Below are 22018 nucleotides of genomic sequence, written 5' to 3' on the forward strand. Positions count from 1 at the left end.
CTGCGACTGCGTCCCCGCCTGGACCGACGCCCACCACATCAAACACTGGGCCAAAGGAGGACCAACCGTCATGGACAACCTGGTCCTACTCTGCCGAACCCACCACACCCTGATGCACCGAAAACCCGGATTCACCGGCAAATGGGAAATCCGAATGGGCACCGATCACCTGCCCTGGTTCATCCCACCACCGGGCATCGACCCCGACCGGAAACCCCGCCGCTCCACCACACGACTCTGAACCCGGAGGTCACCGAGCAAACGCCTCGGTGACCCATTCCGGCGTGCTTCGATAGCCGGAAAGGGCGGCACGGTATCCCCTATTGCTAGCGTTGAGGGTGTGTTTGCACAGGGAACCAACGCGCTGACGGTAGACGGCCGACCGACGCTCGCGCATATCGATTTTGCCCTTATGGATTCCTATCGATTTCCCGACCGGCAGGGCTTCCCCGATTCATATCGCGCATTCATCAGGCACGCAGGTTGGGCGCGGACCTTCGGACTCTGGCTCATCTATCCGCCCGTCCTTCCCGGATTTGCCGACGGCTGGCAAGGGCGCGCCCGCAACCTCACCGCCCATCTTCATTCGGTCTACAGAGAAGGACAGGATGACGAGTTCGATTGGATGATCGAACCCGACGGCGATTGGTCACTCCCCGACTCGCTGCAGGTTTTCGGATGGAGCGAAAACGGTGACGCCCTCCTGTGGGACACAGCATCACGCGACACCGACGGAGAGTTTCCGGTTTGGGAATCACGCTCGTTCAACTCTCTCCACCGTCTCGGCGGGAGCATCCACGAAGCACTACCGTCCATTCGCACCCGGGCTATGGGCCTGTTCGGACCTCGCACCTCCGACATAGAACCACTCCAGCCCACCGCGCTCTGATCTACACGTCCGGTCATTGATCGACGGTGAAGTCCCGAGCGATGCTCAGAGCTGCACCGCGCTCAGTTTCGACGTCGACAGTGACAGTGTAGGTGCCAGGATCGTAGATAGGGGTGTTGGTACCGAAGGCTCCGCCCCCTTGGCAGATGTTGAATCCGGTGTCGTCGTAGCGCGCGATTTCTGTTCCCTCACTGTTGGTAATTCGCGCGTGAGCTCTGCAGTATCCGAGGTCGCTGCCTTCTGGTCGGTTCAGCTTCCAGTGGTAATTGACGTCCACGTAGAAACGACCGTTGTTCTTGTGAACGTCCGAAATCTCGTAATGATCTGGCCCACGAGTGAACCCGAATCCGTTTGGGGTGATCTTCGTGATCAGTTCGAGAGTGGCGCCAGTATTGTTCGGCGACGGCGCAGTCGAGGTCGCGCGGACAGGTCCCCTACTTTCCAGGGTGTATTCGAGGTGATTGTCACCATTAATTTCGCCGGCGATTCCCGTGATATTGGCCATCAACTGACTCGGGAGCGCGGTGAACAGGGACGTGACGACACTCATCTTGTGCAGAATCCGACCTTGACTGTCGCCTACTGCGCCTGTCGCCCCGGCAAGTCCACATTGAGCGAGATCGCCGAGCACCTTGGTGAATTCGCCGACGCTGGCCTTACTCGGGTCAGTCAAACTCTCGTATACCGTCACCAAACAGTCGTAGGCAGATTTGGTCGCCTGAAATGCATCGACCAGTTCGTCTCCTTGGATCCCGTACATGTCGAGACCGGTAAGAATCGTCTCCAATTGTAGTGCGGCGGCATCGACATCGAGGCGGACGACTCCCGTGGCCGTGCCGGCAGGTAACACTAGTGTGCCAGCGCCTTTCGGGGTCAATAGTCCCGAATTCCCGCCACTTAAACTGGATCGAAGCAATACTGCAAGTTGATCAGTCCCTTGCAACGGCCCTTGATTCACGAATTGGCCGGGCGGTTGGGAATTGACTTCGTAATATTGTGCGGATTTCGTGGCAAAGTCGACGGCGATCCCTTCCTCGGCAGCGCGGAGGCAAGCAGCAACTACCCCCGATTTAGAGGCAGTGAGCGTGTATTTCATGCCTGCAAGGTCGAGTTCGCTTTTCTCAGAGCATAATTCATCGGATCCTCCTGCACTCGCCACCCATACCTGAGTGAAAGAGTCGGTGAGCACTTGCCCGACGTCGGTAAGGAGGACTTGGAAGCTGCTGAGGTGAGTGGTTGTAGTCGTCACGGATTTCGACACCGCGTTCCATTCGGCAGGAAGCAGGTCACTACTGACAGGATCATCGGAGTTGACCGCGACGATCGGTCGAACGGAATCGCTGATCTGTCGGACGATCTCGGGTTGTCCGGACAAGTCGAAGGTCAACGTGATCGGCTTCCTGGGCTGCAGTCCGTCTTCGAGAGTGAGCTGCGCCGGGATTGTCGAGACCAACTCTGCCGGAAAGACTTTACGGTTCGTCCCGACGCCACTCGATAGCGTGAGCGTGGTCCCGATATCCGCGACTCCCGCGGGCGCTGTTGCAGTGACACCGAGCTGACCGATCTTCCCACTGACCGATACACCGTCCTCGCCAACTTCAGCCTCGACGGGCCCATCACTTGCCGAGGCCTCGACAGTTGCAGTCACGGGCGCAGCTGTTGCCACGGGAGTGTCGGACGAACCACACGAGAGCAGCGGGAAGCACAGCATCGCCAACACGAAGACTATGACTGACCGAGCCGAAGGGTATTTCACCGGTAGAACCTCCTGAATTTTCGCTCCTGAGCAGGGACATGCCATCGACAGGGCGAACTCAGAGAGTTTTAACACGACTTGGGACTAGGTATCTGTAGTCCATCCAACGGACACCGACACACCAAAGCGCCTCTTCACCCCGGTAGCGATGATCACATAATTCTGTTAGCGTTGTTTTTATGAGCTCGAGAGCAAAGATTCTGGCCGCGGCAACCGAGCTGCTCAACACCTCCCCCAACGGCGACATATCCACCCGCGCCGTGTGCGAGATGGCCGGCGTCGGCGCCCCCGCGCTCTACCGTCAGTTCGGCGACAAGGACGGACTGCTCGCAGCCGTCGTCGAGGCGGGCTTCTTCGAATACCTCGAAGGCAAACGGGCTGCGACACCTTCCGATGACCCCGTCGCCGATCTGCGGGCCGGCTGGGATGCGCACACCGCCTTCGCGCTCGCGCATCCCGCTCACTACCGCTTGATGCACTCACCTTCCGCCCAGAGCGCCGACACCGCCCTGCAGGCCCAGGCGCTACTTCGATCCGTTCTCGAACGATGCGCTGCGGCAGGTGTTCTGACCGTATCGGTCGACGTGGCTACGCAGATGGTGATGTCCGCGAATGCGGGCGTCGCTCTGATGCTCGTCGTCAGGCCGGAACAGTACCCCGATCCGACGCTGTCACAGCGAGTTCGCGACGGAATCTTCGCGTCCATCATCGACGAATCCGGCGCCCACCCGGAAACCTCACTCAACAGAGTTGCATCTACTCTCGACGCCCAACTGGCCGCTGCAGATTCAACTTCTCTCTCCGCCAACGAAGTCGGCCTACTACGAGAGTGGCTTCGCAAGCTGTCCGATGCAACCGAAACCAGTTCAGGAGTTACATCATGACTGACACCACCACCCGCGTCGCCATCGTCACCGGAGCGTCCGGCGGCATCGGGCGAGCGACTGCCGAGAAGCTCGCCGCCGACGGAATGGCTGTCGCCGTGCACTATTCAGGAAACATTCAACGCGCCCAGGAAACAGCTGACGCCATCGTCGCTGCGGGCGGTCGCGCCATCGCGGTGCATGCGGACGTCGCCGACGAAGGTGAAGTCGCCACACTGTTCGATACGGTCGAGGAGGAGTTCGGGGGCATCGACGTCGTCGTTCACGCAGCCGGAATCATGATCCTCTCCACCGTCGCAGAACTGAACTTCGACGATTTCGATCGGATGCATCGGACCAACGTCCGAGGGACCTTCGTGGTCGACCAGCAGGCAGCCAGACGTGTCCGGCGCGGTGGTGCGATCATCAATTTCTCCACCTCCGTGAAGAAGCTGGCATTTCCGACTTATGCCGCGTACGCCGCCACCAAAGGTGCTGTCGACGCGATCACTCTGGTTCTCGCGAAAGAGCTACGGGGACGCGATATCACGGTCAACGCCGTAGCCCCAGGCCCCACGGCCACCGATCTGTTCCTTGACGGGAAAGACGAAGCTACAGTGGAGAACCTGTCCAAGCTGGCTCCCCTGGAACGCCTCGGCACACCGATGGACATCGCGGAGGCTGTCGCATTTCTCGCCGGCCCAGCTCGTTGGGTCAATGGCCAGGTCATCTACGTCAACGGCGGCGTGATTTAGCGAAACCATCGCCTAAGGACCACACCTTGGCAATTCCGACAAAACAGTCAAACCAGTCGACTTTGGTTGTAATGTGCAAACAATGGATAACCAGGATCGAGGGTCCGCCCGGACGTCACGACGGCAGTTCATCAGCGTTGCAGGGCTGGCGGCAACCGCGGTCATAACCCTCGCGACCTCCTCGACCGCCGGCGCCGCCGGCCCCACGGCACCCAATCCAGGTTCGCGGGTCGGCGATCCTGCGGAAGCCCAAGCGGTGCAGCGCGTCGCAGAGACACTGCTGAACAGCGGCGTTCCCGGCCTTGCCTTCGCTATCGTCAAACCGGATGAGAAGAACCGCAAGGCGAGTGTCACCACTACGTACCACTACGGCCAGGCCGACGTCGAAAACGGCGTGAGAGTCACTCCACGAACGCAATTCGAGATCGCCTCGGAGACCAAGACCTTCACCGCTGCACTACTGGCGAAACTGATCTCTCGGGGAGAAGTCGGATTGGACGACCTGGCGAGCAAGTATTCGGATGGCAACCCGCTGCCGAAAGGCATCGGCGGCGAGGAGATCACGCTTCGCCAACTGGTCACCCACCGTTCCGGCCTGAGCGACGACCCGCCCAATCTTTCGGCGGGGTGTGCCGATCCCACACGATCGTGCACGGACGAGAAGGCGAAGTACACCAGAAATATGCTCTGGAAAGGACTCCAAGACGCCGGCGCCTTGGAGTTCGCCCCCGGTAGCCACTGGCTGTACTCGGACTTCGGGTTCGGACTGCTCGGCACACTCATGGCCGACAAAATCATTCCGGGACAAGAGAAACCACCATTCGCGGCGGCAGTCGCCCGCGAAATCACCGACCCGCTCGGGATGATGGGTACCGTGATCGAGACCAAAGCAACCGACCTTGCCGTTCCGTACTACCTCGACGGCACACGAGCGCCTCTGTGGAACAACACGGGTGCGATCGCAGGCGGGGGTGGGCTGGTCAGCACCGCCGAGGACATGTCGATCTGGGCTGCAACAACTCTCGGCTACGGAAACAACCCGCTCAAACCAGTCCTGACCTCGATGCTCGAGCAGATCGACACGCAAGCTCCGGAGAATCCTGCATTCGGAATGGGAATGGCGTGGCAGCTCCAACCCCCGACGCCGAACTTCCCACAACGGTTCGCCAAGAAAAACGGAGACAGCTCGGGATCCAACTGCATCACCCTGCTGGTTCCCGACAGCGGCTGGTCGATCACGATTCTGGCGAACGGTGGAAATGCGGCGATGATCGACCCTGCAGCCGTGAACCTGATGCATGATCTGGTTCCGAGACGACCGATATTCGGTAGCTCGACGGGAAGTTCGTCGGGCAGCGACGTCGGCTTCCAGACCGGGTCATTCGGATAGGCCCACTTACCTACGGGCGCTACATCTTCGTCGAGCGTGCCATCACGAAGCAGTAGAGCCCGTAGGTGATGATGCCCAATCCGGCAAGGATCAGCAGCGCCACTCCGTACGGCTGCGCGCCCAGCGTCTTGAACGCTCCGTCGAGTCCGGAGGACTTGCCGGGTTCGGAACTGTTGACCGCAAGAAGAACCAGAATGCCGACTGCAGCGATGGCCAAGCCCTTGGCGACGTACCCGACGGTTCCGAGTCGGCGCACGAAGTTGCTGGGTGTGCCTTTCAGATCATCGAGGAAGTTCTGGCTCGCGCCCTTGTACACGTGGTACACACCAACAGCGATGATCGCCATCCCGCCGATCACCAATGCGATAGTTCCAAGCGTGTTCTCCATCAAACGCGCCGTGATCCCCGCACTCTGACCGCTGCTGGACTTCCCGCTACCGCGGGCGAATCCGAATGCAGTGAACGCAAAACCGAAATAGACGAGCGAAATGCCCAGAGCCTTTGCGCGGTTGAAGAACTCTTTCTTCTTGTCGTCAGAGGACGGCGACGACGAGCTTCCCAACGCAGCTTCGGCCAATCTCCACAACGCCATGGCAAGGAAGGCCACGACGCCGACCCACAGAGCGAAGACACCCCCTGGCTTTCCTGCCAACTCGGCCATCGCACCCGATTGGTCCGCAGACCCGGATCCACCGAGAGCAAGGCGGATCGCGATATATCCGATCAGCAGATGAACCACACCGCTGACGACGAATCCGGCACGGGCAAAGCGCTCGAAGACATTGTTCTGTGCGACGTCAGCCGCCGTGGACGCAACGCTCTTCTGGTCGTGCGGTGACGATTCTTTATTCATCATGATCGTCGAACCATATACGGGCAGACGCTTCCCTCGAACGCCTGCATCAAGTGTTTCGAGATCAAGGGTTTCGAGGGTTCTGATCCGGCGTCGACCGCGGTTCTTCGGGGTTGGGAACCTTGGGGTCGATCGTGTCTGCATGATCTCGTTGCTGGTTCAGTTCGTCGCGAGAACTCGTCGCCTCTTTCCGATGCTGCGCTGCATGATGTTGCAGCGCAGACGCTTCCGCCGCTTTGGCGTCGGCCTCTGCCTGCACCATGCGCGCTTTGGCTGCTGTCTCTTCTGCCCGCGCCTCGCGCTCGCCTACTTGCAGTGACTTGTCTGCGACGTCTTCGCGGATCTGTTCTGCCTCGATGTGACGACGCTCGTCACGCCTGTTTCGCGCCACCCACAGGAGTGCGGCCACGATCGCTATCACCACGACCACGGCAACAATTATCCAGATAATGCTGCTGGTACTCATACTGCGAGAGGTACCCACCTGCGACTTTCTCACACGCAGGCAAACAAATACGCTGAAATTACAGGTCGGTCGGATGTGTGTTGGCTCCGCATAGAACCACGCACAGTTCACCGTCGGACGGCGGCGACACCGTTCCGTTCAGAACCGGAGCCAATGCTGCTGCGGTTCCCAACTCCACCAGAATCCGGAACTCCCGCCACAGGAATGCCCGCGCTTGCCGGATCGAATCATCTTCGACCACAACACTGTCTACCGAACTCTCATGCAGTGTCTCCCAGGCAATGACGCCAATTCGTGTAGCCCCCAACGAGTCTCCGGCGATGCTGTTCACTTCGATATCCACCGGACGCCCCGCATCGAGCGAGGTGCGCAAGGTGGCAGCCCCGGTCGGCTCGACGGCTACCACGTGATCTTCGGGACGAGCCGCCGCGACGATTCCAGAGACCAATCCGCCGCCGCCGACTGCAACGCAATACGTGATCGGTCCGGATGCGTCGTCTTCGATCTCGAGAGCGATGGTGCCGGCCCCACTGACGATGTCGGGCAGGTCGTAGGCGTGCAGTTCGAGCGCACCGCTGGTGCGTGCGATGTCCGCCGCAGCGGCAGCAGCGAGTGCATACCGGTCGCCTACCTTGTGAACGGTTGCACCCAACTCTCCGAGAGCCTTCACCTTGGCATCAGGCGCTGTCTCCGGCACCACCACTGTGCAGGTGAGTCCTCGTCGCCGCGCTGCCCACGCGGCCCCGATTGCAGCGTTGCCGCCAGACGCGATCACCACGCCGGCATCGGGCATGGTGCCGTCGGCGACCGCTCGTTCCACTGCATTGAGACTGCCGCGCACTTTGAAGGAACCGCCGTGCTGGAGGTACTCGAGCTTGAACAGAACCGGCACCTCACCGTGTGGCGTCGGTAGCGCAGTGCGAAAGATCGGAGTACGCCGCGCCAGTCCCGCGATACGAGTCCGCGCAGCTTCGACGTCCGAGCGCTCGATTGCCACTGGACCTGCATTGTTGTCGGCGGTGAGAGTCATGTACCAACCCTACGGTTCGCAACGTCGACCCGAAGCAGTCGGCCCATCGTCATCATGATGTCTGTTTTTCACCAAGGAATGCCCGCATCTGACCGAGACAATGCACCTCGGGGTGAATAAATTTACTACTACAAGCACAACGACGACATCAAGGAAAGGCACACCCCATGTCGAAGATCGCAGTATTCGGTGGAAACGGTTTTGCAGGAAGCGCAATCGCGAAAGAAGCCGCTTCACGCGGCCACGAGGTAACCGTCGTCGCTCGCAGCGCGCAGTCCGGAACCGACACGAATGTCGTGCAGGGTTCTGTTCACGACAACACGATCGTGGAGCAGATCACGGCAGACAACGACGTCGTTGTCGTTGCCATCCCCGCTCGCGAGATCGACGGCAAGCGCCTGCTCGACGCCGTCACTCCCCTCGCAGATGCCGCCGCACGCAACGGTGCTCGCATTGCCGTAGTCGGTGGCGCCGGCAGCCTGTTGGTCTCCGAGGGTGGGCCACGCGTCGTCGACACCCCCGACTTCCCGGACGCATACAAGGGTGAGGCACTCGCTCACGCCGACGTCCTCGATGCGCTCCGCGCGACCGACAGCAATGTCGACTGGTTCTACGTGAGCCCGGCCGCTGCGTTCGGTGCCCATGCCGGCGTCGCCCCGAAGGGATCGTTCCAGTTGGGTGGCGACATTCTCCTGACGGACGCCGAGGGCAACTCCGCCATCGCGGGCGAAGACTACGCACACGCTTTTGTCGACGAGATCGAGACTCCGGCCCACCGTCGCCAGCGTTTCACCGTCGCACACTGAATATGAGCAACCTTCGTAGGCGCGCAGCCTGGATGACTGTTCCCGCTGCCGCCGCACTCCTGCTCACCGCGTGCTCCAACGACGCGGAATCCGCAACGCCCAGCAGTTCTACGACGTCCACGAGCGTTGTTGCCGAACAGGGCGATCAACTCGAATCCAACAAGACCGTCGTCACGGACTTCTACGAACTGGCGTTCAACGGCCGTCAGGTTCAGCAAGCCGCCGACCGGTACCTTGGCGACGTCTACATCCAGCACAACCCCACCGCCGCCGATGGGGCAGCCGGATTTGTCAGCGGCATAGGCGGTTACGTCGAGGCCACACCCGGATTGCATGCCGAGATCACTCGCGTTCTCGCCGAGGGCGATCTGGTTGCCCTCCAGTCCCACACCACGTCTGCACCCGGCGACCGCGGCCAGGCGGTACTCGACATCTTCCGCGTCGACAACGGCAAGATCGTCGAACACTGGGATGCCATTCAAGACGTGCCGGAAACGTCCGCGAATCCGAACACGATGTTCGACGGACCCACCTCGTCGCCGTCCAAGTCGTCAGAAGTCTTGGAGCGCAACACGGCCAACGCGTTGACGTTCCTGCAGCTCGCCTTCAACGAAGGCAAAGCCGCCGAGGCTGCCGACCAGCTGGTCGGTCCGACCTACACGCAGCACAACCCCTCGTTCGCTGACGGCAAGGACGCATTTGTCACCGCACTGGCCGGGATCGAACCCGTTACCGAAGACAAGGCCACCAAGTTTCCACGGACGGTAGCCGAGGGCGACTTCGTCTTTGTTCAGACCTTCGCTTCGTCCGGTGAGGGAACGGCCGGCAGCGGCTCGATGGACATCTTCCGATTCGACGAGAACGGCAAAATCGTCGAGCATTGGGACGCCGTCCAGGACTACCCGTCGACGACTGCAAGCGGCAACACCGTGTGGGACGACGGTCGCTGAGACGGCAACTCCGAACAGTTCAGAGAGGGATGCGGATCAGCCGACGTTGATTCGTTCTGTGTCGCCGTCGTAGTAGTCCAACAATCTCTGATCCATCACCCGGCGCCACAGCGGTGGAATCCACGCGATCACGATCATCACTGCGTAGCCGGCCGGAAGTTGCGGCGCTTCGGCCGCGCTACGCAGACTTTGGTACCGCAGCTTCGGGTTGGCGTGGTGATCGCTGTGCCGCTGCAGTTGGTAGAGAAACAGATTGCTCACGACGTGATCGCTGTTCCAACTGTCAGCGGGGCTGCAGCGAACGTACGAGCCGTCGGCACGCTTGCCACGCAGCAGGCCGTAATGCTCGAGGTAGTTCGCGGCTTCGAGGAAGGTGAATCCGGCAACTGCCTGCAGCAGGAGCCAGGGCGCGACCTCCCAACCGAAGATACCGATCAGCGTCGCGAAGAGGACAACACTCATCGCCCAAGCGTTGAGAATATTGTTCTCGAAGCTCCAGGTTCGTTTGCCTTTCCTCTGGAGTCGAGCGCTCTCGATGCGCCATGCCGAACGCAGCCCGCCGAACACACTTCGTGGCAAGAACCTCCAGAAGCTCTCACCGAACCGTGAGCTGGCCGGGTCCTGCGGAGTAGCTACACGCACATGGTGGCCGAAATTGTGTTCCACGTAGAAGTGCCCGTAGAGAGATTGCGCAAGCGCCACTTTCGCGAGCCACTGTTCGATCTTCTCGCTCTTGTGGCCGAGCTCGTGGGCCGCGTTGATACCGACGCCGGCGACGACGCCCACCGTGAACGACATCGCGATCTTCTCCGCGATTCCCATCGGAGCGTTGATCCAGCACCAGCAGGCGAAGACCAGACCGGCGTATTGCAAGGGGAGGAACGCGTAAGTGCACCAGCGGTAGTAGCGGTCCTTCTGCAGTCGTGGGATCGCATCGTCCGGCGGACTTTCGCCGTCTTCACCGGCCAGCATGTCGATGATCGGGATGACGATGACCAGTAGCCACGCGCCGGTCGCCCAGAACAATCCGAGACGAAGGTTGTCGACGAGAAACCAGGAGATGAACGGGCTGAGTGGAATCAGCAATCCGAGCGGCCACAGGTACCTCTTGCGGTCGCGCCAGCGCGGATTTTCGCCGGACGGCGAGTCGGTGTTCTGGACAGCGTTCGATTCGGTACGCCGTGCGTCGGAAGTCGCTGTCATTCGCCGATCTCGCCTTTCGTCCCCTCGAACGATTCGCCCCACGCACCGTTCACGCTCAGCAAACCAGAACTAATGCCCGGACGGGTATGGTCCCGAAATCCAGAGCGCCCTGCTCGAAAGACGGCACGAGCGCTTGTACTCACCAGAAACTCCCCCGCACATCACTGCTCACCCCGACAGTAGATACGGACAAAATACCCCACGGATCTGCGGGGATGGCGACCACCTCCGCACGTCGCCGAGGATCGATGATCCCTGCCAAGGCAAGGTCGAACCGCGTCGCCCTCGTCGAAGTAACGGTAACCGGCAGTGACAGAAATCATAAGCAGAGGACAGGATTTCCGCTCGTAGTGGCGACCAAAAAGACTGCGCGCCCTCAACTGGTCAGTTGCGGGCACGCAGTGAAAAGGTGAGCAAGCGTCAGAGCGTTGCAAACACCTTCGTTTTCACTTCGTTCAGCCAACCGTTCGCGGTCACGAAGTCTGTGACGCTCGACTGCAATCCGAAGACGTGCCCGGCCTGCGCCGCCGGCAGCCTCGTGAAGAGGTTGTCGTCGAGGACCGCCTGAACCGCCGCACTGGTCGACCCGTCCGCGTTCAGCGGATACAGCACGACCGTCACGCCGTTCAGGATGTCGGCCAACTGCTCCATCGGATAGGACGCGTATCCGGCATCGGTGTAATTGGTCGGAACACCGGGCCCGTACGCCAATCCGAGTTCGTTGACCACCAAATTGCCGATCGCACCGGTGGGCTGCTGAACCGAGAAAGCGCCGGGCGCGTCTCCGAGTGAAATGTGAATCCACTTGTTGGTCGCGATCACGTCGGCGTACTCGCCACGGACACGTTCGAGATTCTCTTCGTAAGCAGTCCGCGTCGACTCGAGCACGTCGGTCTTGCCAATTGCCTCAGCAAGCTCGGTGGTGATCTTCTTCCAGTCGCCTCGGCTCTCTCCCTTGACGATGACGGTGGGTGCAATGCCGGACAGACGGTCGAACGCCGCTTGGTCCACCTCGTCGGCGTCGCCGACAATGATGTCGGGATCCGCCGCAGCGATCGCTTCGAAGTTCATTTCCCCGAAAGGCCCGATGGTCGGGAGCCCGTCGACGAAGGCCTGCTGCTCCGGCGTGAATTCACTGATCCACTTGCCGTAGTCCTGCACAGCAGCCGGTTTCACTCCGAGGGACATGAGCTGCCAAGGAGTGTCGTACGACGCGGCGACGACGCGCTCAGGTGAAACCGGAACCTCGATGTCCCCGTACGCCGACGCGACGGTCCGGACGTCCGTCTGCTCGGAGTCGGCCGACGACGAGGAACAGCCGGTCACCACCATCGCACCTACGACGGCAACCGCCGCCGCTGCAATGACTCTGGAACCGAAAGAAAATGATCGAATTGCGCGCACGCAGAACTCCTACAGGGTGATTGTTTAGCCAACCCTAAGTTCATTCTGCGGCACGGCACAAGTCCGATCGAGATGCTTTGAGTCGCTGTTCGGACTAGTCCTGTAGCCAATCGGTCATTGGCGCGCGCGGATGATCGATCAGGCTTGCAAACTCCCCCGGCGTCACGCCCATCGTTCGACGAAAAGCCGCACCGAACGCGCTTTCGGAACGAAAACCCGTCTTCCGCGCCACAAACGAGATGCTTCGACCGAGTGCCAGAAGTTGCATCGCATGATGAGCCCGCAGTCGCATACGCCATTCCGAGAAGGTCAATCCGGTCTCGGCCGGAAACCGTCGTGTGAGAGTCCTCGTACTGACCTTCGCGTCGGTGGCCCACTCCTCGACCGATCGGGTGTCGGCCGGGCTGGCAACCAACTGATCTGCGATCTGCCGAAGCCACGGCGTCGTCGGCAGCGGCACATCGAAAATCAGTCGCGGAACGGGTTCGACGAGGTCGATGGCAAACGCCTCGGCTCGTCGACGAGCCGCGTCGGTCAAGTCGTCTCGGGTGAGGTGATCGAGTACTTGTTCGAGCAGCGGAGGGGTGGACAAGGCCACCACACGATCCAACCCGGTCACATCGGATGCCACCAACCACGTGCACGACAATTCTGTGCCGCTACGCGCCGTCACCTCGTGGGGAACATAGGACGGGATCCACAGACTGACCCCGCTCGGCACCGTGTACACAGTCTCCGGAGTACGGACCTCGAGAACACCGTCGATCGCCCACAGCAATTCGTGATCGCTGTGGCGGTGCATCTCCCACGTGTAGTCGGAATCGACGGCCAGCCGATTGGTCGCCAAACGCAGATACCCGTCGGCACTGACGCGCAGCGGTCGAACGACGCGTTGCCACTCGGACAGTTCGTCGAGCGGACTGCTGAGCGGGTAGTCGATCTGCTCGCTCACCGCAGCGTCGACAGTTCGGGATGTCCGAACAGGCCAGGCAACCCACCGGTGTGCAGGAAGACCGTTTTTGATCCCGCCGTGATGGCTTCGTCCTTCACGAGTTGGATCAATCCCGCAAAGGCTCGGCCGGTGTACGTCGGGTCGAGGAAGATGCCCTCCGTACGAGCCAATAATCGAATCGCGCCGGCTGATGCTTCCGTGAGCGTCGAATATCCTTGTCCAACTTGGTTTCGCAGGATCTGAAGATCTGCGGCTCGCATAGCCGGACCAGGCATCTCGTCCAACAACCCAGCGACAGTCGACACTGGATCGGCAACAGCCCCGACATCAACGCCCACAACTCTGTCGACGCCCAGATGCGCGACAAGTCCAGCCATCGTTCCGCCCGATCCGAGAGCAACCACGACGCGATCGACGCCGGAGAGTTGCTGCTCGATCTCGCGTGCGCAGTCCACATATCCCTGCGCAGCCACCGCGCTGGTACCACCGAAGGGAATGACAAAAGGAACTCCGCCCGAGTCAGCGACGGCCTGCGCCGCGGCGTCGAGCGCGGATGCCGTGTCCCCACCGGCCCAGACGATCTCAGCGCCCGCGAGTGCATCCAGAACGAGATTTCCCTGCGCGGATTCCGGCTCGGCACCACCGAGCACCAGCACACAACGCAATCCCAAACGGGCTGCTGCCGACGCAGTCAAGCGAGCGTGATTGCTTTGCGGTGCACCGGTAGTGATCAGTGTCGTCGCGCCGACGGCCAAAGCCTGAGCGCAGGTGTACTGCAGCTTTCGGATCTTGTTGCCGCCACCGCCCAGGCCGGTGACGTCGTCACGTTTGATCCACAGGTCTTCCGGCCCCAATCCGAGTGCCTGCGCGCAACGCGCCAGAGGTTCGACGGGCGTCGGCCAACTGCCCAAGATGATCGGCTGTACGGCGGAACTCAACATTTGACGAGTCTAATTCGACGGTCCGTCTACAGTCTGGGCTCGCCTAGGAACTTTCACGACGACCACACACGACGTGCCGCTGACCGTCAGCCGACCGGATTCGCCAGGAGAACCGAAGCATGCGGTTGTGGTTCTCCAAGAAGCGTGGGGCGTGAACAAGCACATCGAGAGCATCCTCGAGCGTCTCGCCGATGGCGGCTACCTTGCCGTCGCCCCGCATCTCTACCATCGCGGCGCACAGACCTCCTTCACCGACTTCCCGTCCGCGAAGGATGCGCTCATGGCACTCGACGGCACAAGCATCGGCCACGACGTACGTGCCGCCGTCGACTACAGCCGATCCGAGGGAGCAGACAAAGTCGGCTCCCTCGGATTCTGCATGGGCGGCACCGCATCCCTGTGGTGTGCCGCCGTACCCCTCGTCGATTCCGCTGTCACGTACTACGGTGGCGGCGTTGCAGAAGCCCGATGGGATGGGATTGCCGCAGGCACCGAACTTGCAGCGCAACTGCAGGTCCCGTGGCTCGGTCACTACGGCGACCTCGATCCGAGTATCCCGCCGGAGAGCGTCGAGCAATTGCGCGCAACCGCGTCCGATCTCGCCCGGGTGTACCGCTATGCCGACGCCGGCCACGCGTTCAACAACGACACTTCGGCCAGCCACTACGCCCCGGATTCTGCTGCCCTCGCCTGGACCCGCACTATGGAGTTTTTCGCCGACACCCTTTGATTGCCAATGTAAGTCAGGGAACCCGCTTGACCACCGTGCCGGTGATCTCGTCCTGAACCTGTTCAGCCGTTACCGCTCGACTCTGCGCCCGACGTGATCGGGTGAAGCAGTAGATGCCGATCACGGCAAGAACAAACGGCACCCCGAACACCAAGGTCATCTTGAAATCCTCGACCCACAATGTCGTGACGAGGATCGCGACCATGAGGACACCACCCAGTATCGTCCCCACCGGGAAGAACGGAATCGTGAACGAGAGGGTTCGTCCTTCGCTTGCCATCCGCTTGCGAAAGAACCAGTGCGTCACGAAGATCAGCAGCCACGTCGCCATCGCCCCGAACATCGACAGCGAGATCATCAAGGTGAATGCCTGCTCGGGAAAGAGCACGTAGACGATGGTTGCGACGGCGATACCCGACGTCGACAGCAGCAAGGCATTGACCGGTGAGCCGTTGGCCCTGACCTTGCCGAGAATGGCCGGCGCGTCACCAGCACGGGAGAGCGAGAACATCATTCGCGAAGACACGTACAGCTGACTGTTCATCGCGGACAGCGCGGCGATGATCACCACGAAGTTCAGCACACTGTCTGCGCCCGGAATCTTCACAACCTGCATCACCGTAACGAAAGGGCTTCCGCCACTCAATATCTTGTCCATCGGAGCGATTGCCAGAATCAAAGCAAGGGTTGCGATGTAGAAGACGAACAGTCGGACGATCGTCACACGGAATGCCTTCTTCACCGCCACCGCGGGGTTTTCCGCCTCACCGGCCGCAATGGCGATCATCTCGATGCTCAAGTAGCTGAAGATCGATACAATCACGGCAAACCACATGCCGGACAAACCATTCGGAAAGAATCCGCCACCGGCCGTGTAATTGTGAAATCCGTAGTCCGGGTTTCCGCTACCGAACACGACGTACGCTGCCATCACGATGAACGCCACGATCGCGAAGACCTTGATCGTCGAGAACCAGTACTCCATCGTTCCGAAGGCCTTGACGTTGAACATGTTCACGCCGATCAGCACTCCGGAGAACAACACGATCCACAGCCACGACGGTACGTCGGCGAACCAGAACTGCATGTATTCACCGATCGCGGTGACCTCGGTCCCGACCGCGAGGACGATGCATGACCAGTAGAGATAGCGAACGAGGAAGCCGATCAACGGTCCGACGTAGAATTCTGCGTACGCACCGAACGAACCTGATGTCGCATGTGCAACAGTCATTTCGGCAAGGGCACCCATCAGCAGGAGGGCGATCAACCCGCCGATCGCGTAACTGATGATGACGCTCGGGCCGGCAAATCCGATGGCGAACTTACTGCCGAGGAAGAGTCCGGTGCCGATTGCACCGCCGAGCGCGATCATGCTCATCTGCTTGGGGCCGAGTTCGCGTTTGAGACCTGATTCTCGCTGCTGAATGTTTTTGAAATCACTCATGAAAGCTCCTTGCGAAAGGCGGTACCTCCCGGTCCGCGGAAACTTGGAAGAATCAGGTGACTGCGTCGCGCTCGCGGAATTCGGGGCGATCCCAGGACTTGTTCTCGAGGATGTCTCGCAACACGTCGACGGCGTTCCACACGTCGGCGTATCCGAGATAGAGCGGAGTGATACCGAACCTCAGCACTCCGGGTTCGCGGTAGTCGCCGATGACGCCCCGCGCGATGAGAGCCTTCATGATCGAATAGCCCTCGGGATGAACAAAACTCACGTGCGATCCACGACGCTCGTGTTCGCGCGGCGTGATCAACTGCAAACCGTAATCAGCGCAACGCTCCTCGACGAGGTCTATGAAGAGATCGGCCAGCGCGAGCGACTTGCTGCGGATGTCGGCCATGTCAGCTTTGAGCGCGACGTCAAGACCACACTCGACGAGAGACAACGACGTGATGGGCTGAGTACCACTCAGAAAGCGCCGTATTCCTGCGCCGGGTTCGTAGGCCGACTCCATCGCGAACGGTCGCGCGTGCCCCCACCACCCGGACAGCGGCTGGATTCCGGTGTTCTGATGGCGACGGTTGACCCAGATGAATGCAGGCGAACCCGGACCACCGTTGAGGTACTTGTACGTACACCCGACCGCGAAGTCGGCGTCGGCACCGCTCAGATCGACAGTGACGGCGCCGGCCGAGTGTGCGAGATCCCAGATCATGAGGGCGCCACGTTCCTGCACTGCTGCAGTGACTTCCGTCATCGCATACAGGTTTCCGGTGCGGTAGTTGACGTGCGACAACATCACTACGGCGGTGTCCGGTCCTACTGCTTCGGTGACGTCGCCCGGTTGGTCGATCAGGCGTAGTTCGTATCCCTGATCGAGCAGCGAGATGATGCCCTCCGCAATGTAGAGGTCAGTGGGGAAATTGTCTCGCTCGGAGACGATCACCTTCCGGCTGGGATCCTGTGCAGCCGCGATGGACAGTGCGGAGGCCAATGCCTTGAACAGGTTGATCGACGTCGAATCCGTCACTACCACTTCGCCTTCACCTGCTCCCAGCAACGGGGCAAGTTTGTCACCGAGGCGGACCGGGAGGTCGAACCATCCAGCCTCGTTCCAACTGCGAACCAAGCCGTTGCCCCACTCGTCGCCGATCACTCTCGCGGCGCATTCCTGTGCGGCAATGGGACGCGCGCCGAGCGAGTTTCCGTCGAAGTAGAGAACGCCCTCCGGAATCGCGAACTCGCGGCGGAACTCCCTCAGGGGATCCAGCGAGTCGGCCTTGACGCAGTCTTCCAACGAAAGGGTGGTTGTCGATGTCATGACGATTCTTCTCCTGCATGTGTCGGCGTTGAAAGTGATGAAGGCAGAGTCCGGAGCACGGCGCGTACCGGGCTGGCATCGAGGTCGAGGAACTTCAGCGGCAGTGCGATCAACTCGTAGTAGCCTTCGTCGACCTCGTCGAGGCACAGTCCTTCGAGGATCGCGACGCCACGATCGCTTGCCGCGTGGTGCCCGTCCATGGTCTTGCTGTCCATCGGATCGAACGAGGCGCCGTCGATTCCGATCAGAACGCCCCCGCGGTCGGCGAACCAGTGAGTCAGGTCCGGAGAAACGCCGGCGAAGTCGTTGTCCCACTCGCTCGGGTACTTCGGGTAGGTCCTCAGAATCAGCCGTTGCGGCAGATGGCCGCCGAGTCGCTCCACCGTCTCTTCGACGGGCTTGATGCAGGCGGCACCGTCGACCCCCGTCATGTCGACCACCAGGGCCTCACCGAGATAGGGCTCGAGGGGAACGGAACCGATGGGCGCACCGTCGATGCGGGTGTGCGCCGGTGCGTCGGCGTGAGCACCGATATGCGGTGTTGTGGTGATTCTGTTGATGGTGACGGCGTCACTGCCGCCCAGGTCTGACGTAACAGCCCGGTTGAAGGCGGTATCACCTGGCCACACGGGCGTCGATTCGGAGATCGGCGGGCTGATGTCGATCAACCGCGCCACCCAGTCGCCCATGTGTCCGTCGCCCGTGTGTCGGCCGATCCTCGGAACCATCCGGACCCCTTCGTCGCAACAGTCGAGTGTGTCGATCTCGACCGTTTGATAATTCGATGTGTTTGGCAAAAGCTAGGATCATCGACGGGCGCGGTCAATAGATGCTGAATATTTTCGCGACGGCAGGGAGAAATCGGATGATAAATGCGATCGAACGGGCAGCTGCCGCAGCTCGGCCGAATCATGTTCGGCTCGACGACGTCGATACGGCGATTCTCCGCGAACTCGTCCGGGATGCACGCATCCCCAACAACGCACTCGCCGAGAAGGTCGGGATAGCGCCGTCGACCGCTCTGGCGCGGATGCGCGCTCTACGCGAATCGGGCGTCATCAAGGGGTTTCACGCAGACATAGACCTCGAGCTACTCGGCCTCGAGATCTCGGCGATGGTGTCGATTCTGATTCACTCCCACGCCAGAAGTCGGATGACGGAAATTGCCGAGCACCTGAGCGGATTGGATTCCGTTCAGCGAGTGTTCCTGATGAGTGGGGACCGTGATCTCCTGGTGCACGTGTCGTGTGAATCCCCCACTCGGCTTCGCGATTTCGTCAGCGCGCACCTCAACGATCCGGCCATCGCCAATACCCAGACCAACCTGATCTTCAGCGAACTGAGTCAAGGCGGCTGAACTGCAGCTGTCGCCAAGGCGTCTTCGGGTGCTTCCGAGATCGACACCTCGATTCGAACTTCCCCCACTAGAGTCGAACGGCATGTTGCCACTCGGGTTGTCCATGCTCTGGGAGTCGGTGGAGTCGGAAGCCGCATTGAAGCAGCGATTCGGATTCAACAGCTTCGGCGCAGCCACCCATTGGGTCTCGGCGGTACTCGAGCAGACTTGGGGATTGACGGCCCTCGAATGCTCGCGAATGGCGATCAGTGACCAGAACGCGATTGTGTGGGCTGCGAGCGACCGCGGTGGGCTGGTGGTGAAGTGGTCGCGCGCCACAGAGCGCTTCGCGAACCTGGAGGCGTCGACGCGCCTACTGAGCGCACTCGCCGCGCAGGGCATGCCCGTTCCGTCACCAATCACGTCCCTGAACGGATTGGACCGGGAAACACTGTTGGACCGGAAAACACTGGAAGGGCCTTCGTGCGCAGTGTCATTCACCGTACTGCCGGAGTTGGCGGGAGATTGGTTGGACGTGCAGGACCGCGCGGCGGTCCGTTCGGCAGGAGCATGTCTGGCAGAAATACACCGAACGCTCGGCGCCACCCATGTCGACGGATCGGTGTTCTCGTCGCGCAGCACCGGGTTGAAGGAGCGCATCGGTGGTTGGCTGGAGAATTTCGACCGCGGGTTTGCGCCTGAGGCAACGCGTAGGCTCACGAACCTCTTGGCGCGGGCGTCCGAGCTCGATGACCGAACTCAACTGGTACACAACGACTTCCGTGCAGCCAACATCTTGACTCGAAACTCTCGGACCACCGGAGTACTCGACTTCGACGACGTGGTGATCGACCACCGGGTGAGCGACCTGGCCAAGGCAAGCGTCTATCTGGGCACCCTGTTCACCGATTGGCGACCGACACCGATCGCGGTACGGCAGAGCCTGCGCGCCGGCTACGAATCCGTCCGGCCCCTCAGCCGATCCGAGACAGAATGGTTCGAGATCCTCGAGCTGTGGCACGGCCTGATGGCAATCCCGGGTGAGAACGACACCGCCGGTTGGGCCTCCGCGTTGTGACGAAAGTGGGGACACCGATACCGGCGTCCCCACTTTCGTTCTGATCACATCAGGATCCGGCGCGGATCCATTCTTCGAGGTGCGGTGCCTCGGTGCCGATCGTGGTGCCGTCGCCGTGCCCCGTGTGGACCTTGGTCTCGGCGGGGAGCGCGAACAGCTTGTCGCGAATGGACCCGATGATGGTCGGGAAGTCGGAGTACGACCGCCCGGTTGCCCCGGGACCACCGGAGAACAAGGTGTCGCCGCTGAACAGTTCGCCGGCCTCCGGTAGGTAGAGGCACGTCGACCCCGGAGAATGACCGGGGGTGTGGATGGCCAGAATATCCGTGCCCGCCACAGCAATACGCTGATCGTCTTCCAAGCTCAGATGCTTCACCCCGGGGTGAGTCATCTCCCAGAGGACATCGTCGGCCGGGTTCAGGTAGATCGGAGCGTCGAGTTTCTCGGCCAGCTCCGGCGCAACGGTGACGTGGTCGTTGTGGCCGTGGGTGCAGACGATTCCGATCACCTTGCGTCCACCAACAGCGTCGATGATCGGCTGCGCGGTGTGAGCTGCGTCGACGATCACCACTTCGTTGTCGTCACCGATCAGCCAGATGTTGTTGTCGACGTCCCATGTTCCGCCGTCGAGGCTGAACGTGCCCGAGGTGACGACGCGATCGACTCGCAATGTCACAGGACCACCACCGAACGGAGAACCTCGCCGCGGTGCATCGTCTCGAATGCCTTCTCGACCTCGTCGAGCTTGATGCGCTCGCTGACGAACTTCTCGAGCGGCAGACGCCCCTGCTGGTACAGGTCGACCAGAACGGGGAAGTCACGCTCGGGCAGGCAGTCGCCGTACCACGACGACTTGAGGGCTCCGCCGCGCGAGAAGAAGTCCACCAGCGGCATTTCCAGCTTCATGTCCGGCGTCGGAACTCCCACCAGCACTACGGTTCCCGCGAGGTCGCGGGCGTAGAACGCCTGCTTCCAGGTCTCGGGACGGCCGACTGCGTCGACAACCACGTCGGCGCCGAAACCTCCGGTCAGCTCCTGGACTGCTTCGACGACGTCGTCGACCTCGGTCGCATTGATCGTGTGCGTGGCACCAAGTTCCGTGGCCCACTCCAGCTTTCGTGGATCCCGGTCGATGGCGATGATGGTATTGGCACCGGCCAGGCGTGAACCCATGATCGCTGCGTCGCCGACGCCGCCACACCCGATCACAGCCACCGAATCACCGCGTCCGACGTTGCCGGTGTTCATCGCGGCACCCATGCCGGCCATGACGCCGCAACCGAGCAGTCCGACGACAGCCGGATCGGCCGAGGCGTCGACCTTGGTGCACTGGCCTTCGTGAACGAGCGTCTTGTCTGCGAATGCGCCGATGCCGAGTGCCGGCGTCAGTTCGGTGCCGTCTTCGAGCGTCATCTTCTGCTCGGCGTTGAACGTGTCGAAGCAGTACTGCGGGCGGCCACGCTTACACGCACGACACTGCCCGCATACTGCACGCCAGTTGAGCACGACGAAGTCGCCCACCTCGACGTGAGTGACACCGGGGCCGACGCTCTCGACGATGCCCGACGCCTCGTGCCCGAGCAGGAACGGGTACTCGTCGTTGATTCCGCCGTCGCGGTAGGTCAGGTCGGTGTGGCACACACCGCACGCTGCAATGGCGACCACTACCTCATTGGCGCCGGGATCGGGGATCGTGATGGGGACGATTTCGACGGGGGCACCCTTGGATCGGGCGATGACGCCGCGTACCTGCTGTGGCATGGCTTTGCTCCTGGCTTCGTGCGATTGAGGACGTGTCGTCACATGGCGCCGTGTTTTCACATTGCGATATGTGCACTCGTTGAAAGGTTA

General features: G+C 61.1%; 23 protein-coding genes. 10 read left to right on the forward strand and 13 right to left on the reverse strand.

Annotated features, from left to right (window positions below; genetic code table 11):
• Together ACN50D_RS08770 and ACN50D_RS08775 are read left to right on the forward strand one after the other, a co-directional pair.
• Window positions 1–241, forward strand: a 241-nt coding sequence (locus ACN50D_RS08770) for an HNH endonuclease signature motif containing protein (RefSeq protein ID WP_141695757.1), incomplete at its 5' end; no start/stop codon positions are given.
• A gap of 99 nt (window positions 242–340) precedes the next feature.
• Window positions 341–889, forward strand: coding sequence for an SMI1/KNR4 family protein (locus ACN50D_RS08775; protein ID WP_230793204.1), 549 nt, complete (start codon window positions 341–343; stop codon window positions 887–889).
• 13 nt (window positions 890–902) lie between these two features.
• On the opposite strand, the gene ACN50D_RS08780 is transcribed toward ACN50D_RS08775, so the two are convergent.
• Complete coding sequence (locus tag ACN50D_RS08780) at window positions 903–2138, reverse strand: hypothetical protein (protein ID WP_147308025.1); 1236 nt, start codon at window positions 2136–2138, stop codon at window positions 903–905.
• A gap of 686 nt (window positions 2139–2824) precedes the next feature.
• Here ACN50D_RS08780 and ACN50D_RS08785 point away from each other — a divergent pair.
• The 3 genes from ACN50D_RS08785 to ACN50D_RS08795 all read left to right on the forward strand — a co-directional run bounded on the left by ACN50D_RS08785 (window position 2825) and on the right by ACN50D_RS08795 (window position 5653).
• Complete coding sequence (locus tag ACN50D_RS08785; protein ID WP_042446242.1) at window positions 2825–3529, forward strand: TetR/AcrR family transcriptional regulator; 705 nt, start codon at window positions 2825–2827, stop codon at window positions 3527–3529.
• Window positions 3526–4263, forward strand: coding sequence for an SDR family oxidoreductase (locus ACN50D_RS08790; protein ID WP_050655985.1), 738 nt, complete (start codon window positions 3526–3528; stop codon window positions 4261–4263). Before ACN50D_RS08785 ends, ACN50D_RS08790 begins: the two co-directional genes overlap by 4 nt.
• Before the next feature lie 82 nt (window positions 4264–4345).
• Window positions 4346–5653 (forward strand): serine hydrolase domain-containing protein, encoded by a 1308-nt coding sequence (locus ACN50D_RS08795; protein ID WP_047269434.1) that lies wholly within the window; start codon window positions 4346–4348, stop codon window positions 5651–5653.
• A 19-nt stretch (window positions 5654–5672) separates the two neighbouring features.
• Here ACN50D_RS08795 and ACN50D_RS08800 read toward each other — a convergent pair whose 3' ends face one another.
• From ACN50D_RS08800 to ACN50D_RS08810, 3 genes are all read right to left on the reverse strand, one after another.
• Window positions 5673–6509, reverse strand: a complete 837-nt coding sequence (locus ACN50D_RS08800) for a DUF1206 domain-containing protein (RefSeq protein WP_211921644.1) — start codon at window positions 6507–6509, stop codon at window positions 5673–5675.
• A 61-nt stretch (window positions 6510–6570) separates the two neighbouring features.
• Window positions 6571–6972: a hypothetical protein gene (locus ACN50D_RS08805; protein ID WP_037130583.1), complete on the reverse strand. Its 402-nt coding sequence runs from the start codon at window positions 6970–6972 to the stop codon at window positions 6571–6573.
• A 58-nt stretch (window positions 6973–7030) separates the two neighbouring features.
• Window positions 7031–8002: a serine/threonine dehydratase gene (locus ACN50D_RS08810; protein WP_211921646.1), complete on the reverse strand. Its 972-nt coding sequence runs from the start codon at window positions 8000–8002 to the stop codon at window positions 7031–7033.
• A 167-nt stretch (window positions 8003–8169) separates the two neighbouring features.
• Between ACN50D_RS08810 and ACN50D_RS08815 the strand changes: the two genes are divergently transcribed.
• Together ACN50D_RS08815 and ACN50D_RS08820 are read left to right on the forward strand one after the other, a co-directional pair.
• The gene (locus ACN50D_RS08815) at window positions 8170–8808 is read left to right on the forward strand and encodes an NAD(P)-dependent oxidoreductase (RefSeq protein ID WP_030536013.1); all 639 of its coding nucleotides are present in this window, start codon (window positions 8170–8172) and stop codon (window positions 8806–8808) included.
• Window positions 8809–8840: 32 nt separating this feature from the next.
• Window positions 8841–9758 carry a nuclear transport factor 2 family protein gene (locus ACN50D_RS08820; RefSeq protein ID WP_249343015.1) on the forward strand — a complete coding sequence of 306 codons (918 nt, stop codon included), beginning with the start codon at window positions 8841–8843 and terminating at the stop codon, window positions 9756–9758.
• 36 nt (window positions 9759–9794) lie between these two features.
• Here ACN50D_RS08820 and ACN50D_RS08825 read toward each other — a convergent pair whose 3' ends face one another.
• The 4 genes from ACN50D_RS08825 to ACN50D_RS08840 form a co-directional block, all read right to left on the reverse strand.
• Window positions 9795–10961, reverse strand: coding sequence for an alkane 1-monooxygenase (locus ACN50D_RS08825; protein WP_030536015.1), 1167 nt, complete (start codon window positions 10959–10961; stop codon window positions 9795–9797).
• Between the two features lie 420 nt (window positions 10962–11381).
• The gene (locus ACN50D_RS08830) at window positions 11382–12365 is read right to left on the reverse strand and encodes an ABC transporter substrate-binding protein (protein WP_030536016.1); all 984 of its coding nucleotides are present in this window, start codon (window positions 12363–12365) and stop codon (window positions 11382–11384) included.
• A gap of 94 nt (window positions 12366–12459) precedes the next feature.
• Window positions 12460–13317 (reverse strand): helix-turn-helix transcriptional regulator, encoded by an 858-nt coding sequence (locus tag ACN50D_RS08835; protein WP_030536017.1) that lies wholly within the window; start codon window positions 13315–13317, stop codon window positions 12460–12462.
• Window positions 13314–14258, reverse strand: a complete 945-nt coding sequence (locus tag ACN50D_RS08840) for a D-cysteine desulfhydrase family protein (protein ID WP_211921648.1) — start codon at window positions 14256–14258, stop codon at window positions 13314–13316. Before ACN50D_RS08840 ends, ACN50D_RS08835 begins: the two co-directional genes overlap by 4 nt.
• Before the next feature lie 73 nt (window positions 14259–14331).
• Here ACN50D_RS08840 and ACN50D_RS08845 point away from each other — a divergent pair, with 73 nt between their 5' ends.
• Window positions 14332–14988 (forward strand): dienelactone hydrolase family protein, encoded by a 657-nt coding sequence (locus tag ACN50D_RS08845; protein ID WP_211921650.1) that lies wholly within the window; start codon window positions 14332–14334, stop codon window positions 14986–14988.
• Window positions 14989–15001: 13 nt separating this feature from the next.
• On the opposite strand, the gene ACN50D_RS08850 is transcribed toward ACN50D_RS08845, so the two are convergent.
• From ACN50D_RS08850 to kynB, 3 genes are read right to left on the reverse strand one after another with little or no spacing between them, the layout of a single operon-like run.
• Complete coding sequence (locus tag ACN50D_RS08850) at window positions 15002–16435, reverse strand: amino acid permease (protein ID WP_042921602.1); 1434 nt, start codon at window positions 16433–16435, stop codon at window positions 15002–15004.
• A 52-nt stretch (window positions 16436–16487) separates the two neighbouring features.
• The gene (gene kynU, locus ACN50D_RS08855; protein WP_211921652.1) at window positions 16488–17753 is read right to left on the reverse strand and encodes a kynureninase; all 1266 of its coding nucleotides are present in this window, start codon (window positions 17751–17753) and stop codon (window positions 16488–16490) included.
• Window positions 17750–18481 carry an arylformamidase gene (kynB, locus tag ACN50D_RS08860; protein ID WP_211921654.1) on the reverse strand — a complete coding sequence of 244 codons (732 nt, stop codon included), beginning with the start codon at window positions 18479–18481 and terminating at the stop codon, window positions 17750–17752. Before kynB ends, kynU begins: the two co-directional genes overlap by 4 nt.
• Before the next feature lie 137 nt (window positions 18482–18618).
• Between kynB and ACN50D_RS08865 the strand changes: the two genes are divergently transcribed.
• The gene (locus ACN50D_RS08865) at window positions 18619–19110 is read left to right on the forward strand and encodes an Lrp/AsnC family transcriptional regulator (RefSeq protein WP_007730865.1); all 492 of its coding nucleotides are present in this window, start codon (window positions 18619–18621) and stop codon (window positions 19108–19110) included.
• A gap of 82 nt (window positions 19111–19192) precedes the next feature.
• Window positions 19193–20167: a phosphotransferase enzyme family protein gene (locus ACN50D_RS08870; RefSeq protein WP_211921656.1), complete on the forward strand. Its 975-nt coding sequence runs from the start codon at window positions 19193–19195 to the stop codon at window positions 20165–20167.
• A gap of 49 nt (window positions 20168–20216) precedes the next feature.
• Here ACN50D_RS08870 and ACN50D_RS08875 read toward each other — a convergent pair whose 3' ends face one another.
• A complete protein-coding gene (locus tag ACN50D_RS08875) occupies window positions 20217–20843 on the reverse strand; it encodes an MBL fold metallo-hydrolase (protein ID WP_007730862.1) in 627 nt (208 codons plus the stop codon).
• Window positions 20840–21928 carry an S-(hydroxymethyl)mycothiol dehydrogenase gene (locus tag ACN50D_RS08880; RefSeq protein ID WP_007730860.1) on the reverse strand — a complete coding sequence of 363 codons (1089 nt, stop codon included), beginning with the start codon at window positions 21926–21928 and terminating at the stop codon, window positions 20840–20842. Before ACN50D_RS08880 ends, ACN50D_RS08875 begins: the two co-directional genes overlap by 4 nt.
• Window positions 21929–22018: the final 90 nt, after the last annotated feature.

It is taken from the genome of Rhodococcus sp. SB1D (genome assembly GCF_048573875.1).
GTDB classification, from domain to species: domain Bacteria; phylum Actinomycetota; class Actinomycetes; order Mycobacteriales; family Mycobacteriaceae; genus Rhodococcus_F; species Rhodococcus_F qingshengii.

Coding starts and splice junctions, on each gene's coding strand:
- ACN50D_RS08825 (WP_030536015.1), bottom strand. CDS start 10,961: ATGACAGCGACTTCCGACGCACGGCGTACCGAATCGAACGCTGTCCAG.
- ACN50D_RS08850 (WP_042921602.1), bottom strand. CDS start 16,435: ATGAGTGATTTCAAAAACATTCAGCAGCGAGAATCAGGTCTCAAACGC.
- ACN50D_RS08870 (WP_211921656.1), top strand. CDS start 19,193: ATGTTGCCACTCGGGTTGTCCATGCTCTGGGAGTCGGTGGAGTCGGAA.
- ACN50D_RS08840 (WP_211921648.1), bottom strand. CDS start 14,258: ATGTTGAGTTCCGCCGTACAGCCGATCATCTTGGGCAGTTGGCCGACG.
- ACN50D_RS08880 (WP_007730860.1), bottom strand. CDS start 21,928: ATGCCACAGCAGGTACGCGGCGTCATCGCCCGATCCAAGGGTGCCCCC.
- ACN50D_RS08795 (WP_047269434.1), top strand. CDS start 4,346: ATGGATAACCAGGATCGAGGGTCCGCCCGGACGTCACGACGGCAGTTC.
- ACN50D_RS08810 (WP_211921646.1), bottom strand. CDS start 8,002: ATGACTCTCACCGCCGACAACAATGCAGGTCCAGTGGCAATCGAGCGC.
- ACN50D_RS08785 (WP_042446242.1), top strand. CDS start 2,825: ATGAGCTCGAGAGCAAAGATTCTGGCCGCGGCAACCGAGCTGCTCAAC.
- ACN50D_RS08815 (WP_030536013.1), top strand. CDS start 8,170: ATGTCGAAGATCGCAGTATTCGGTGGAAACGGTTTTGCAGGAAGCGCA.
- kynB (WP_211921654.1), bottom strand. CDS start 18,481: ATGGTTCCGAGGATCGGCCGACACACGGGCGACGGACACATGGGCGAC.
- ACN50D_RS08865 (WP_007730865.1), top strand. CDS start 18,619: ATGATAAATGCGATCGAACGGGCAGCTGCCGCAGCTCGGCCGAATCAT.
- ACN50D_RS08805 (WP_037130583.1), bottom strand. CDS start 6,972: ATGAGTACCAGCAGCATTATCTGGATAATTGTTGCCGTGGTCGTGGTG.
- ACN50D_RS08820 (WP_249343015.1), top strand. CDS start 8,841: ATGACTGTTCCCGCTGCCGCCGCACTCCTGCTCACCGCGTGCTCCAAC.
- ACN50D_RS08800 (WP_211921644.1), bottom strand. CDS start 6,509: ATGATGAATAAAGAATCGTCACCGCACGACCAGAAGAGCGTTGCGTCC.
- kynU (WP_211921652.1), bottom strand. CDS start 17,753: ATGACATCGACAACCACCCTTTCGTTGGAAGACTGCGTCAAGGCCGAC.
- ACN50D_RS08790 (WP_050655985.1), top strand. CDS start 3,526: ATGACTGACACCACCACCCGCGTCGCCATCGTCACCGGAGCGTCCGGC.